Annotated in this window: 9 protein-coding genes; 4 read left to right on the top strand and 5 right to left on the bottom strand. The window is 75.0% G+C overall.

The genetic code is table 11. The annotated features are described in order from the left end of the window. Positions 1-26: 26 nt before the first annotated feature. Complete coding sequence (locus ACIP4O_RS11460; RefSeq protein ID WP_401574052.1) at positions 27-227, top strand: hypothetical protein; 201 nt, start codon at positions 27-29, stop codon at positions 225-227. 69 nt (positions 228-296) lie between these two features. Here ACIP4O_RS11460 and ACIP4O_RS11455 read toward each other — a convergent pair whose 3' ends face one another. Both ACIP4O_RS11455 and prfB read right to left on the bottom strand, forming a co-directional pair. Continuing rightward, a complete protein-coding gene (locus ACIP4O_RS11455) occupies positions 297-1,013 on the bottom strand; it encodes a hypothetical protein (protein ID WP_401574050.1) in 717 nt (238 codons plus the stop codon). A 294-nt stretch (positions 1,014-1,307) separates the two neighbouring features. Then, on the bottom strand, positions 1,308-2,423 hold the full coding sequence (gene prfB / locus ACIP4O_RS11450) for a peptide chain release factor 2 (RefSeq protein WP_361332011.1): 1,116 nt from the start codon (positions 2,421-2,423) through the stop codon (positions 1,308-1,310). Between the two features lie 79 nt (positions 2,424-2,502). Between prfB and ACIP4O_RS11445 the strand changes: the two genes are divergently transcribed. Further along, positions 2,503-3,366: an LLM class flavin-dependent oxidoreductase gene (locus tag ACIP4O_RS11445; protein WP_401574048.1), complete on the top strand. Its 864-nt coding sequence runs from the start codon at positions 2,503-2,505 to the stop codon at positions 3,364-3,366. Positions 3,367-3,452: 86 nt separating this feature from the next. Here ACIP4O_RS11445 and ACIP4O_RS11440 read toward each other — a convergent pair whose 3' ends face one another. Together ACIP4O_RS11440 and ACIP4O_RS11435 are read right to left on the bottom strand one after the other, a co-directional pair. Continuing rightward, the gene (locus tag ACIP4O_RS11440; RefSeq protein WP_401574046.1) at positions 3,453-4,697 is read right to left on the bottom strand and encodes a serine/threonine-protein kinase; all 1,245 of its coding nucleotides are present in this window, start codon (positions 4,695-4,697) and stop codon (positions 3,453-3,455) included. Positions 4,698-4,928: 231 nt separating this feature from the next. Further along, a complete protein-coding gene (locus ACIP4O_RS11435) occupies positions 4,929-6,689 on the bottom strand; it encodes a protein kinase (RefSeq protein WP_401574044.1) in 1,761 nt (586 codons plus the stop codon). A gap of 437 nt (positions 6,690-7,126) precedes the next feature. Between ACIP4O_RS11435 and ACIP4O_RS11430 the strand changes: the two genes are divergently transcribed. Both ACIP4O_RS11430 and ACIP4O_RS11425 read left to right on the top strand, forming a co-directional pair. Further along, positions 7,127-10,624: an FHA domain-containing protein gene (locus ACIP4O_RS11430; RefSeq protein ID WP_401574924.1), complete on the top strand. Its 3,498-nt coding sequence runs from the start codon at positions 7,127-7,129 to the stop codon at positions 10,622-10,624. After that, complete coding sequence (locus ACIP4O_RS11425) at positions 10,621-11,100, top strand: GNAT family N-acetyltransferase (RefSeq protein ID WP_401574042.1); 480 nt, start codon at positions 10,621-10,623, stop codon at positions 11,098-11,100. The genes ACIP4O_RS11430 and ACIP4O_RS11425 overlap by 4 nt, the downstream gene beginning before the upstream one ends. A gap of 99 nt (positions 11,101-11,199) precedes the next feature. On the opposite strand, the gene ACIP4O_RS11420 is transcribed toward ACIP4O_RS11425, so the two are convergent. Continuing rightward, the gene (locus ACIP4O_RS11420) at positions 11,200-13,944 is read right to left on the bottom strand and encodes a glycoside hydrolase family 97 catalytic domain-containing protein (RefSeq protein ID WP_401574040.1); all 2,745 of its coding nucleotides are present in this window, start codon (positions 13,942-13,944) and stop codon (positions 11,200-11,202) included. Between the last annotated feature and the right edge of the window lie 117 nt (positions 13,945-14,061).

Here is a 14,061-nt window from a genome sequence, read left to right as displayed (position 1 = left end):
ACGGCCCGGCCGGAAGGATGAAGCGCATGACCTACGACCGACTGGTGTGCGCGAACTGCGCCGCTCCGGTGAGCGAGGGCCGCTGTCCGGTGTGCCGCGCGAGCCGCGAGCGTCTCAAGGAGGCGCGGGGGCAGTCGCCCTTCTCGCAGCTCAGCCCGCCGACGCTGCTCGCCCTCCTGGTGGCGTGCGTGGCGGCGGTGGTGGTGCTCGCCGAGCGCTTCGCCTGACCGCGTGGAGATTACGTGAGGAAACAGTGGGGGCCGGGTGCGTGCGCACCCGGCCCCCGCGGTCTGTCGTCAGGCGGTGTGGCCGCCGCGGCCCGTGAGCCGGGGCAGGAAGCGGAAGCCGATGCCGCCCGCGATCATGGTCGCGGCACCGAGGACCAGGACGGTCGTGTCCGCCGCACCGGTCTCGGCCAGCTCGTCCTTCGGCGCCCCCTGCTCCACGGGCTGCTGCCCGAGGCTGTCGGGCCCGGCACCGGTGGAGCCGTTGCCGCCGCCCACGGCGGGCGAGGAGGCCTCACCGGAGGGCTGGGCGCCCGGGTCGCTGGGCTGGGCACCCGGGTCCGAGGGCCCGGTGCTCGGGCCGGACGGGTCGCTCGGGTCCGTACCGGGGTCGGACGGGTCCGTGCCGGGGTCCGTCGGGTCGGTGCCCGGGTCGGTCGGGTCGGTGCCGGGGTCGGTCGGGTCCGTACCGGGGTCCGTCGGGTCGGTGCCCGGGTCGGTCGGGTCGGTGCCGGGGTCCGTCGGGTCCGTGCCCGGGTCGGTCGGGTCCGTACCGGGATCGGTGGGGTCGGTGCCCGGGATCGTGGTGTCCGGATCGGTCGGCTCGGAGCCCGGGTCCGTCGGGTCCGTACCCGGGTCGCTCGGGTCGGTCTCCTCGACCGTCGGCCCCGTGTTGTCGCCGTTGTAGACGACGGCGTGCGCGGCGCCCGCGGCCGACAGGGACGCCCCGGCCGCGATGGCGGCTCCCGCGGCGACCCGCGCCACACGGACCCGGATTCTGTTCGTCATGTGCTAACTACCCCCAGTAGCGATACGTACGTAGGTGGGACGACGCGACGGGTCGCGCGGACGGGGGGCCTCCTGGATCGTGCCCCCGTGCGCACACGCCCCAGAAACGCGCATGCCACCCGCCACCCTCCCGGCCCGCCGCAGACACGTCAAGCGCCTTAAGAGCGCCTCGCCCGCCTTCGTACCGCTTTGCGCCTGTGAAGACTCCCGTAAGAAAAAGACGCGGCAACTCCCCCGACGAAAAGGGGAGTTGCCGCGGAGAGATCACAGGTGGGCCGAGCGGCCCGCGCGGTCTCAGGCGCTCTGCTGCTCCTGCTGCTTGCGCCAGCGGATGCCGGCCTCCAGGAAGCCGTCGATCTCGCCGTTGAAGACCGCCTCGGGGTTGCCGACCTCGTGCTCGGTGCGGAGGTCCTTGACCATCTGGTAGGGGTGCAGGACGTAGGAGCGCATCTGATTGCCCCAGGAGTTGCCGCCGTCGCCCTTGAGGGCGTTCATCTTCTCCTGCTCCTCCTGGCGGCGGCGTTCGAGCAGCTTCGCCTGGAGGACGTTCATCGCGGTCGCCTTGTTCTGGATCTGCGAGCGCTCGTTCTGGCAGGAGACGACGATGCCGGTGGGCAGGTGGGTCAGGCGCACGGCCGAGTCGGTCGTGTTGACGCCCTGGCCGCCGGGGCCCGAGGAGCGGTACACGTCGACGCGCAGCTCGGACTCGTCGATCTCGATGTGGTCGGTCTGCTCGACCACGGGCAGCACCTCGACCCCCGCGAAGGAGGTCTGGCGGCGGCCCTGGTTGTCGAAGGGGGAGATGCGGACGAGGCGGTGGGTGCCCTGCTCGACGGAGAGGGTGCCGTAGGCGTAGGGGACGTGCACGGCGAAGGTCGTGGACTTGATGCCCGCCTCTTCCGCGTACGACGTCTCGTACAGCTCCGTCTTGTAGCCGAGGCGCTCGGCCCAGCGCAGGTACATGCGCTGGAGGCGCTCGGCGAAGTCGGAGGCGTCGACGCCTCCGGCCTCGGCACGGATCGTGACGACGGCCTCGCGGGAGTCGTACTCGCCGGAGAGGAGGGTGCGTACCTCCATCTCGTCGAGCGCCTTGCGCACGGCGGCCAGCTCCTGCTCCGCCTCCTCCTGCGTGTCCGCGTCGCCCTCGTCGGCGGCCAGCTCGAAGAGCACGCCCAGGTCGTCGATGCGCCCGCGCAGGCCCTCGGCCTTGCGGACCTCGGCCTGGAGGTGGCTCAGCTTGCTGGTGATCTTCTGGGCCGCTTCGGGGTCGTCCCACAGCGACGGAGCCGCTGCCTGCTCCTCCAGGGAAGCGATTTCTCCCCGCATCTTGTCGAGGTCGAGGACGGCCTCGATCGACTCCATGGTGGAGGACAGGGACTTGAGCTCTTCGGATACATCGACGACTGCCACGTCCATCAGGGTAACCGGGCGGCGGGGGCTCGGGCGAAGCCCGCCCCCTGTCGGGGGTGCGCGTGGCAGGGTGAGGCGCATGACCGGATACGGGCACGACCTCCTCTTCGGCTCCTTCGTCACCCCCTCCTCGGCCCGGCCCGCCGAGGTCGTGGAGCTCGCCGTGGCCGGTGAGCGCGCGGGGCTCGACCTCGTGACCTTCCAGGACCACCCGTACCAGCCCGCGCTCCTCGACACGCAGGCGCTCCTCGCCTTCGTCGCGGCCCGCACCACGCGCGTGCGCCTCGCGGCGAACGTCACCAACCTGCCGCTGCGCCCGCCCACCGTCCTGGCCCGCACCGCGGCCACGCTCGACCTGCTCAGCGGCGGGCGCTTCGAGCTGGGCATCGGCGCGGGCGGCTTCCGCGACGCCGTCGTGGCGATGGGCGGTCGCGGACTGCCGCCCGGTGAATCGGTGGACGCGCTCGCCGAGGCGATCACCCTGATCCGTGAGCTGTGGAACACCGGGGAACGCGGTGGTGTGCACCACAGGGGTACGTACTACGCCGCCGACGGCGCCAAGCGCGGCCCGCGCCCGGCCCACGACATCGGCGTCTGGATCGGCGCGTACGGCCCCCGGATGCTCGCCCTCACCGGCCGTCTCGCGACGGGCTGGCTCCCCTCGTACGACTACCTCGACGGCGGCACGGCGGCCCTGCCCGCGATGAACGCCCGCATCGACGAGGCGGCGCGGGAGGCGGGCCGGGACCCGCGCGAGATCCGCCGCTTCCTCAACATCATGAAGCCGGAACAGGCGACCCCGGCCTTCCTGACGGAGCTGGCCGTGGAACACGGCATCAGCGGCTTCCTCGTGGGAGGGGACGACGAGAGGGCGATCAGGAGGCTGGGCGAGGAAGTCGCCCCCGCCGTGAGGGCCGATCTCAGCCCCTCGGGCGCGCCCTAATCCAGCCCCTCTGGGGGTACCTCCCGGCCGGAGGCTGGGGGAGATTGAGGAGCGGGGGCCTGGGGGCAGCGCCCCCAGAAACCGGCTCACCCACCGGAGGTAACCGCCGCGGTCCCCGTCTGCTCCGCCCCCGAATCGCTGTCGTCGCCCCCCGCGACGAGCCACCCGGCGACAGCGAGTATCACGACGGCGACCCCCGCCCCGATCCCCGTACGGACCCGCCGCCTGCGCAAGGCCGCCTCCCGCGCCCGCGCGGACCCCGGCCGGGGCGCCCCCGGGGCGCGGGGGACGCGCGCCGTTCCGTGCGCTCCGCCGGACAGTTCCTCCACCTCCGGCACCCGCATGCTCGTGTGCGTATCCCGCCCCGAGTCCTTCCCCGGCGCGTTCGGCACGAGCGAGACCGCTCCCCGCTGCGTCCCGCTCGGCGCCTCCTCGGTCACCGCCTCGCCGGCCTCGGCCGGCTCGGGCTGCGGCTCGTCCACCTCCAGGGGCGGCAGCCTGTCGAGCAGCGGCGCCATCTCCCGGAGTCGCTCGGCGAGTTCGGAGGCGCGCAGCCGCGAGGCCGGGGCCTTGGCGAGGCACTGGAGGAGGAGCTGCCACAGCTCCTCGGGGATGCCGGGCAGCGGTACGACCGTCTCCGTCACGTGCCGCCGCAGGATCGCCCCGGGGTGGCCGCCGCCGAACGGCGTGAAGCCCGCGAGCAGCTCGTACAGGACTGTCGCGAGCGCGTAGATGTCGACGGCGGCGCGCGGCGGCAGGCCCTCGACGATCTCGGGGGCGCAGTAGTCCGGCGTCCCGATGATCCTGGTGCTGCGGCCCGTGGGCGTGGAGCGGGGGCTGTCGATGAGCTTGGCGACGCCGAAGTCGGTGAGGAGCGCGGGGTGTTCGCCCGCGCGACCGGGAGTGCCCGACATGTCGAGGAGGATGTTCTCGGGCTTGACGTCGCGGTGCACGACCCCGGCCTTGTGGGCGAAGGCGAGCGCGTCGGCGATGTCGGCGACGATCGCCGCCGCTGCCGCCGGGGCGAGGCGGTGGGCCGAGTCGAGGCGGGTGCGCAGGTCGGTGCCGCGTACGGCGTCCATGACGAGCGCGAGGTCGTTGCCGTCCACGACGAGGTCGCGCACGGTGACGATGTGGGGGTGTTCGAGGCCGAGCAGCGCGGTGCGCTCCTGGACGAAGCGGCCGACGAGTTCCTGGTCCGCCGCGAGGTCCTCGCGGAGCAGTTTGATCGCGACGGGCCCCTCGGGGCCGTCGCCGAGCCACACACTCCCCGCGCTGCCCCGCCCGAGGAGCTGGTGTGCGGTGTACCGGCTGCCGATCTTGCGTGCCAAAACTGCTCCGACAGGTCGGGCCCCGGCACGGCCCGGGGCGTGGCGTTGCGACGTTTGCAAAGTCGTGGCGATGCGACGATGCGCAAAGTTACGCGCGTCCTGGGGTCTTCCGTGCCCAGGATCGCCCTTCGCGGCACATCGGGGCGGCGATCGGTCCGGTTTTGCGGCGGTTCGGCGTCCGAAGACGTCCGCCGATTGTCGACTTGTCGCCGAACTCGCCCGCAGGACCCCCTAACCGTTCAGCTTCGAGAACCAGCCCGAGACTTCCTTGATCCAGCTGCCGAGCTGGTCCCAGTAGCCCTTGCCCGTCCCGATCCAGTCCTGGAGCGGGCTGACCTCCCACACGATCCAGCCGACCACGAAGAGGATCACCACGGTGAAGAGGCAGCCCTTGAGGCAGCCGAGGCCCGGGATGTGCATCGGGTTGGCGCTGCGGCGGCGCGGCTCGCGGGGCTCGCGCGGGGGCCTGGGCTCGCGGCGCGGCGGGGCCTCGGCGGGCGGCGGGGCCTGCCGGCGCGGGGCGGGCGGCGGCGCGTACTGCTGGGGCTGGGGCTGCGGGGGCTGCTGCTGGTAGGGCTGCTGGTAGCCCTGTCCGCCCTGCTGCCCCTGCTGGTAGCCGCCCTGCCGGTAGGTGGGGCGCTGCGGCTGCGGCGGGTCGTAGGGGCCCGGTTGCGGCGCGTAACCGTACGGGCCGGGGCCCTGCTGCTGCGGGGACTGCTGCCGGTGCGGGCGGCGGCGCAGGGGGTCCTCGTTCGGGTCGAGGTACTGGATCTGCGTCTGCTCGTTGCGGTCGCGCGCGGCGCGGAGCTGGCTCTCCCAGGGGTGCGGGGCGTCGGGATCGCCGCCCTGCTGACCGGGCGGTACGGGGGGCATGACGGCGGTGGGGTCGGCGTCGCCGGGACGGCCGTCCTGCCCCGTACCGGCGCCCTGTCCGGTGGTGGGGAGCACGGAGGTGGGCGCCGCCGGGTCGTAGGCGCCCTGCGGGAGGCCGTCGCGCGAGAGGACCTCGGTCGGGGCGGCGTCCGGGGACCCCTCCCGGCCGCCGGGCTGGGGGAGCGCCTCCGGTACGGGGGCCGGGTCCGGGTCGGGCGCGAGGAGGGCGCCGACACCCTCGGCCGCCGCGATCTGCGCGGAGTTGGCGTGCACGCCGACGCCCTCGGCGACGACGCGCAGGGCGCGGGCGAGGTTCTCGGCGCTCGGGCGGCGGTCGGGGTTCTTGCTGAGACAGCGTTCGAGGACCGTCCACAGCGGCTCGGGGACGCTCGACGGGCGGCGCGGCTCCTCGCTCAGGTGCCGGTGGAGGACTTCGAGCGCGGAGTCGCCCTGGAAGGGCGGGCGACCGGTGAGCAGCTCGTAGAGGAGGATGCCCGCGCCGTAGATGTCGACGGCGGAGGTCTGCGGGCGGCCCTCGGCGGCCTCGGGGGCGACGTACGCGGGCGTCCCGACGAACTCCTGCGTGCGGGTGAGGCCCGGGGAGTCGGCGAGGCGCGCGATGCCGAAGTCCGTCAGGAGCGGGTGGAGGCCGCCGTCGGGGTCCTCCTTGAGGAGGACGTTCGCGGGCTTGAGGTCGCGATGCACGACGCCGTCCGCGTGGCTCGCGACGAGCGCGTCCGCGATCTGCGCGGTGAGCAGGCTCGCGGCGACGGGACTGAAGGGCCCGTTCTCGCGGAGGTAGCGGTGCAGGTCGGGGCCCTCGACGAGGTCCATGACCAGCGCGAGCAGGTCGCCCTCGACGACGAGGTCGCGCACGCGCACGATATTGGGGTGGGTGAGCCGGAGCAGCACCGAGCGCTCGCGCAGGAAGCGCATCACGATGTCCGGATCGCTCGCCAGCTCCTCCTTGAGGACCTTGATGGCGACGGTCTCCCCCGGCTGCCCCTGCACGGCCGCCTCGGCGCCCGCGGGGACGGTCTGGCGCGCACGCCAGACGGTGCCCGTGGCGCCGCGTCCCAGCGGCTCCTCCAGGAGGTACTTGCTGCCTACCGGCCGCACGTCATGCGCTCCCTGATCATCCGGCTCGCCCGCATCCGGGCACCTGTGGGGGCTCCGGGCCGGCCGCGTTCGGGGCGGCGGCCGCGGGGCCGCCGCTTCGGACAGTTCCGCCCACTGTAGTGCGCGGGAGGGGCGTACCGGAGGTGCGCGAGCCTGGGGGACCGTCCGGGTGTTCGACGATTGCCCCCCTGGCCGCCCCGCCCTGCCCCGTCCTCCGGCCCGCGGAGCGAATGGTTCCGGCCGATCACCCCCGTCCGACATGGAACTTTTCCGACCGGAGCAGATCAATCAAGATCAATCGACGGCGATCGACGGGCGGGTTGTCTCTGGCAAGTGCGAGGATGCGTGTCTGTACGTACAGGCCGAGTGCCCGTGCGCGGCGGGGGCGGAAGCCCTTTCCCCGGCGTGCGCGCGCGCAGAGGGGACGCGTGACCGGGATGCAGATTCGGCTCAGCCTCCTGGCACGGAGGGGTGCGGGACGCGACTGCGACGTCCTCGTCACCGCCCCGGCGGGCACCCAGCTCTCGGCGGTCGCCGCCGGGCTGAAGCAGGCGGCCCGCGCGGGCGAGACGACGTCCTCGTGGTGGGTGGACGGCGCGCGCCTCGACCCGCACCGCGCGGTGCTCGGGGAGCCGCCGCTCGTGGACGGCGCGGTGCTCTCGCTCGGCGGCCCGGCGGGCCCCGCCGGTGAGCCCGACCCCGCGGCACCGCAGCTCCAGGTCGTCTCGGGGCCCGACGCGGGCGGCGTGCACGTGCTGCACGGCGGTGAGGTGCGCATCGGCCGCTCCGCCGACGCCGACGTGACGCTCGACGACCCCGACGTCTCGCGCGCGCACTGCGCCGTCGTCCTCGGCCCCGGGGGCCGCGCGGAGGTCGCCGACCTCGGCTCGACCAACGGCACGAGCATCGAGGGCCGCCCGGTCGGCCGCACCCCGCAGCCCCTCCCGCGCGGGGCCCTGCTGCGCGTCGGCGAGTCCGTCCTGCGCGTCGTGGCGGGCGGCACGCAGCCGCCGGTGGCGACGGTGCCGGACGGCGAGGGGCACGTACGGGTACGCGCCGGGGCGGCCGAAGGATCGCGGGCCGAGGCCGGGGTGCCCCGCACCCGCACGCCCGAAGTACCCCGAACCTCCGAAGGACCCCACGCCGCCTCCCCCTACGGCACCGACGCGACGCACGCCGCCCAGGACCTGCGCGGACTGCACGAGGCGCGGGAGGGGGAAGCGGACGGGGCGGCGCGGGAGCGGGAAGCGGGCGAGGCGGCGCGGGAGGGGCGGGACGCGCGTCCGCATCCGCTCGACGGCGTCCCCGAGACGGAGGCCCCCGCGCCGCAGGACCCGGGCGAGAGCAGGACCGCGCGGCGCAAGGGCGGGCTCGGTCGCTGGGGGCGGCGGCGGGGTGCCCGTACGGACGAGGCTCCGGAGGCCACGGCGGGAGCGGGGCGGCCCACGGCGGCCGGACCGGCCACGACGACCGGCCTCGGCGGCACCGCGCCGGACGTCCTCCTTCCGCCCGCCCCCGCGCCCCTGCCCGCCCACTCCGCCGACGCCTGGCCCGATCCCGCTCTCCTGCTGCTCACCGCGCTCGGGCCAGGACCGCGCCTGTGGGAGCGCGGCCCCGGTCACCCCGAGGCGCTGGCCTGCCGCGTCGGCACGGGCGAGCACCCGCGCCCCGAGGGCGGCGCGCTGCCCGTCCCGCTCACCGTCAGCCTCGCCGAGAGCGGTTCGCTCGGTCTCGCGGGCCCGCGCGAACGCCTCTCCGGGCTCGCGCGCGCGGTCCTCGCGCAGTACGCGGCGCTGCACTCCCCGGACACCCTCGAAATCGTCCTGGTCAGCACCGACCGCCATCAGCCGCTCACCGATCGCGTCGCGCGCTGGGGCTGGCTCGGCTGGCTGCCGCACGTGCGCCCGACGCGCGGGCAGGAGTGCCGCGCGCTGCTCGCGTACGACAACGAGCAGGCCGCCGCGCGCTTCGCCGAGATCCGCGGGCGCGTGCCCGGTCAGTACGAGGGGCTGCGGACGCTCGTCGTCCTCGACGGCGACCCGGGCACGCCCGCGCTGCGCGAGGCGGCGGCGTGGTGCGCGGGCGCGGAGGGGCGCGCGGCGGGGGTGCACCTCGTGTGCCTCGCGGAGACGGACGCGGCCTCCTCGCCGGTCGCCGAGATCTTCGAGGAGGCGTGCGCGCGGCTCGCCGCGTTCCGCGACTGCGGGGCCGTGGCGCTGCTGAGCGGCGACGTCGCGACCGCCGTGCACGTGGCGCGCACGGCGCACGGACGGCTCGCCGGGCAGGGCACGACGGGCACCGTGGACGCGGTCTCGGCGGCGTGGGCGGAGCGTTTCGCGCGGGCGCTCGCGCCGTTGCGCACGGACGCGGCCCAAGGGGCGCCCCGGACGGCCGCCACGGCGTCCCCGCTGCCTCAAGCGGTGCGACTGCTCGACGAGTTGGGGCTCGCGCGCGCGACGCCCGCCTCGTTGCTCGCGCGCTGGGCGAGCGCGGCGGAGGAGGCGCCGGGCGGGCGGGTGCTCGGCGTGCTCGGCGCGGGGCCCGAGGGCCCGGCGCACGTGGATCTCGGTGGGGCGCGGGGGCCGCACCTGATCATCGAGGGGCCGGCCGGCAGCGGTCGTACGGAGTTGCTGCGGGCGCTGGCGGCCTCGCTCGCGGCGGGCGAGCGGCCGGACCGGCTCGGGCTCGTCCTCGTGGACGGCGCGGGGGCGCCGCCGGAGGGCGCGGGGCTCGGGGTGTGCGCGGATCTGCCGCACGTGACGACGGTGCTGCGGGCCCAGGACCCGGTGCGGATGCGGGAGTTCGCGCAGGCGCTCGCGGCCGAGCTGAAGCGGCGGGCGCGGCTGCTCGACGGGGGCGAGGCGACGTCGGGGGGCGGGGACCCCGTCGTACCGGCGCAGGGGGGTATCGGGGACACGGCCTCGGGCCGGGTCCGGGCACGCGGGACGGCGGGTCCGGGGACGGCGGGTCCGGGGACGGCGGGCCCCGGCACGGGTCCCGCGGGTGGCGAGGGGCCGGCCGGGGGCGTCGGCGGTACGGGCGCGGGGCCGGGCGGTCCACGGGCGGCGGCCGTGTCGGTCGCGGCGCGGACGAGCCGCATACGGGAGCAAGAGGTACGCGAACAGGTCATGTTCGACCAGGAACAGCCGCCGTACGGGCCCACGTACGAACGGGAGCGGTCGCGGTACGGGCAGGAGCGGGCCGCGCACGGGCCGTACGGTCGCCCCCGCGTCCCGTACGACCAGGAGGCGGACCAGCGTCCGGCCCCGCATCCGGCGGACGCGACGGCCGCGAACTCCGCCGACCACCCGGGCGCCTCGCTGCCCGCGCAGTCGCGAGGGCCGGAGACCGGCGACATCGAGGCGCCGCCGAGCCGCACGCTCCGGCTGCGCCCCCGTGCCTCCTCCGCCGGGCGGAGCCCGCTGCCGCGCCTCGTCGTGCTCGTGGACGACGTGGACGCGCTCCTCGATCCGCCGCTCGGCGCGACGGGCCGGCCGGCGGCCGGCTCGGTGGTCCGCGCACTGGAGGCGGTGGTACGGGACGGGGCGCGGCTCGGCGTGCACCTGATCGCGGCGGGCGCGCGCACGGAGAAGGCGGCGGCCTCGTACGTGGCGCGCGCGGCGGGCGTACGGGTCGTGCTCGACGCGCCGTCCCCGGCCCCGGAGGACCCGGCCCCCGGCCGGGGGCGCCTCCTGACGCAGGACGGTGCGGCGCTCCCCTTCCAGGGGGGCCGCGTGACGGCCCGCATCCCGCGCACGGCGACGCTGCGCCCGACGGTCACCCCGCTGGAGTGGCCGAAGATGGGCGACGCCCCGGAACGAGCCCGCCCGGTGCGGGAGTTGGGCAACGGCCCGACCGATCTCGCCCTCCTGGCCAGCGCGCTGGACCGCGCGGCGAGGGCGGCGGAGGCGAAACCACTGGAGCCGCTGCTGTGACCGTGGACGTCGGCCCCGTGCCCGCCGGGGACCCCCGCCTGCGCGCGCTCCTGGCGGCGTACCACCTGCGCACGGAGGAGGAGAAGGGCGTCCCGGTCCAGGACCTGGCGGACCTCCCCGCCGCGTACCTGGCCGAAATCGAGCATCCCGCCCGGTCCTTCGCGGGAGCGACGGTCCTCCTCGCGACGGACGCCGGGACCCCGGCGGGCTGCGCCGTCGTCCGGACCCCCGCGTCCGCCCCCGCCGAACTGAAACGCCTGTGGACCTCCCCCGCCCACCGGGGGCGCGGCGTGGGCGCGGCCCTCATGGCGCGGGCGACCGCCCTCGCCACCGAGGCGGGCGCACCCGCCCTGCGCCTCTCCGTCTGGTCCTGGCGCGAGGACGCACTGCGCCTGTACGGACGCGCGGGTTTCCACCGGGTGCCGTCGTGGGAGTCCCGGGTGGAACTGGTGTGCCTGGAGAAGGCGTTGGGCTGACGAGGGGCCCTGTCCGGTGAGGGTGACGGGCGCCGGGAGGCGCTTCCCGGCGGCCGAGGGCCCCAGCCCCGTGGCCGGGGCCCTCGACGGGCCGAGGTGTCAGTCCGCGCAGGTGAGTCGGGCGAGTCCCCAGTCCGCGTGGTCGTAGTTCTTGCCGTCTCCCCCGTCGCCGGCGGTGAGGGTCAGGGTGTGGACGCCGGTGACGTCAGCGGTCAGGGGCTGGGCGGGATCGCCGCCGTGGAGGACGTCCGTGGCGGCGAGTTGGCGGTCGTCGTCGCCGAGGACCGTGAAGGTGACGCTGCCCCGGCCCTCGGTCTCGTCATCCACTCCGACGTGCGCCTCGAAGCGGGAGCAGCGGCCCTGGAGGTCGATCCGCACCTGGCCCGGCGCGTTCATGCCGAGGCCCTTGGCGTACACCGTGCCGCCGATCGTGAGGGGCTCGCCGTCCTGGCCGCCGGCCTCGCCGTTGGACTGGTCGCGCTCGACCGGCCCGTAGCCGTTGCTCTCGGCGAGGAAGGGCTGGTCGCTCGCGTAAACCGTGCCGTGCAGGGGGGTGGAGACCCGTACGACCTCCTCCACGTGCACCGGCGGGGCGCTCCCTGCGGCCGGGTGGGCGTAGGTGACCACGACGGGCACCTCCACCGTGCCGCCCGGCTGGTTCCGGGCCACGGTCACGGTCCAGCGGCCCGTCAGCTCCCTGCCTGCCGGGAGCGAGCGGGCGCGTACGTCGGCACCGGTGGCGGTCCAGCCGGCGGGCAGCCGCTCGCGGTCCACGGTCATCCGCACGTCGCGCAGCGCGGAGCCCTCCGGGAGCGTGAAGGTGGCGCCGAACGACGTCTTCTTCCCTGCCTCCACCGTCACGGCTTCGGGGTCGGTGGTGAGGGTCGTCGCGGGTGCGGTGGCCACCGGCCGGTCGCAGTCGGTGCGGCCCTTGGTGGCGGGGCAGGCCAGCGCGGCGAAGCCGCCGTTGGCGACGGCGGGGACCGCGAGCGTGTCCCTGGCGGTCACCGTCCGCACCGTGCGCCGCAGTTGACCGTCCTGGTCGGCGATCGTCTCGACGAGCCACGTGCCCCTGCCGAGGAAGCCGAGCGGCGCCTTCATCGTGCCGCCCGTGCCCGCCAGGATGCCGCCGACGAACCATCGGTCCCCGTCGCGGCGGGCGAGGACGGCCTGCCGTTCGCCCGTCGCCTGCTCACCGGGCCCTCCGGAGACGAAGCGGGTCTCGTCCCAGGCGGTGGGGAGCTGTTCGAGGTACCGCTCGGCAGGCGGCTGGGCCGCGAAGCCCTCGGGGTTGTCGCCGAGGCTCGTCCAGCCGGACTCGTAGACGACGGGCAGTGCCAGTTCGTGCGCCAGGGAGTTCTGGCGGTTCGGGCGGGAGAACCACGTCGGGGTGTAGTCCATCGAGCCGACGATGTTGCGGGTGAAGGCGAGGAAGACGTCCCGAGTCGGGTTCTGGCCGTTCTCCTCACCGCGTACGCCCTCCACGCTCATGACCTGCGGCCAGGTGCGTTGCAGGCCGCGCGGGATCGTCGCGCCGTGGAAGTCGATCATGAGGTGCCGCGCGGCGGTGTCGCGCAGGATCGCGTCGTACCACTGGAAGGTCGACTGCGCGTCGGAGTACATGTAGTCGACCTTGACGCCGACGACGCCCCACGCCTTGATCTTCGAGAACCAGGTGTCGCGCTGCGCCTGCGTCTTGAGGTCGGCCCAGTCGAACCAGAGGATGACGTCGACGCCGCGGGCCCGCGCGTAGCGGACCAGTTCGGGCACCCAGCTCGCGTTCCACCCGGCGTCCACGAGCGTGTATTCCAGGCCGTGTGCGGCCGCGTAGTCGACGAAGTCGCGTTGCCGGTCGAAGTCGCTGGGGCTGGAGGAGTCGCTGAGCCAGGACCAGTCGTCCATGCCCGGGCGTATCCACGAGGTGTCCTCGACCCGCGAGGGCGGGGCGAGGTCGTCGACGAGGGTCGAGCCGACGAGCGTGTCGAGGCTGCCGACGATCGCGGTGCGCCACGGGGTCGCGAGGGGGCCGGACGAGGTGACGGGCTCGTCGTCCGCGAGGGCGACGGAGTACGCGGTGGAGCCGTCCTTGTGGTCGAGGTGGCTGCCGGAGTAGCGGCCGTCGACGTCGGCCTCCGTCAGCAGTACGTAGCTGCCGTCCACCTGGAAGAGCGTGGGGTAGCCGAAGGAGCAGGTGTCATCCGCGCACGTGCGGGGCTCCGCCTCGTTGGCCGCGCCCGCCGTGGTCTCGGTGCGCTCGCTCTCGTAGCTCGTCGCGTACGGCTGGACCCACGCCTTGGCGTCCGCCGGGATCTCGAAGGTGGACGCCTCCCCCGTCACGGTGACGGGGCCCCGCTCGTCGAGCACGTACCGGTACGCGACGCCGTCGTCCGAGACCCGCACCACCACGCCGAGACGGGCGCCGTCCGCGCCACCGAAGGTGAACGTGGCCTCCCGCATGGTGGCCGAGCGGCGCAGCCGCTTTCCCGTGGTCATGCGGTACGTGTCGTGGACGGTGCGGTCCTCGCGGCCGAGCAGCCGCAGCCCGGTGGTCAGGTCGTGCTCGTCGGTACGGATGCCGAGCCGGCCCGGCGACAGCACGGGCGCGCCGTCGCGGGCGACGGCGAGGCGCAGTCCACCGGCGGAGTCGAGGGCGAGGCGGGCGGTGAGGGCGGAGCGGGCGGGGTCGCTCACGGTCCAGGTGGTGGTGGGGGTCGCCGCGGTGGGGGTCGTGGTGGCCGCGGTGGACGGGGTCGTGGTGGCCGCGAGCAGTCCGCCGCTCGCGAGGGCGGACAGCGTCACGCCGATCACGGCGCGCCGAAACCTCTCGTACCTTTTTCGTCGCATGTGTGTCCTTTTTCCTGTGTCGTCGACCAGGCGAACAACAACGCACTTTTTCCAAAGGGTTTCGCACACATGCCATCGGAACCGGACACCTGCGTCAAGGAGTTGGTACGGATGGCT

Source organism: Streptomyces sp. NPDC088923 (assembly GCF_044749745.1).
In the GTDB taxonomy this organism is placed as follows: domain Bacteria; phylum Actinomycetota; class Actinomycetes; order Streptomycetales; family Streptomycetaceae; genus Streptomyces.
The sequence above is the reverse complement of the archived record's forward strand: the minus strand, read 5'-3'. Positions and strand labels throughout refer to the sequence as shown.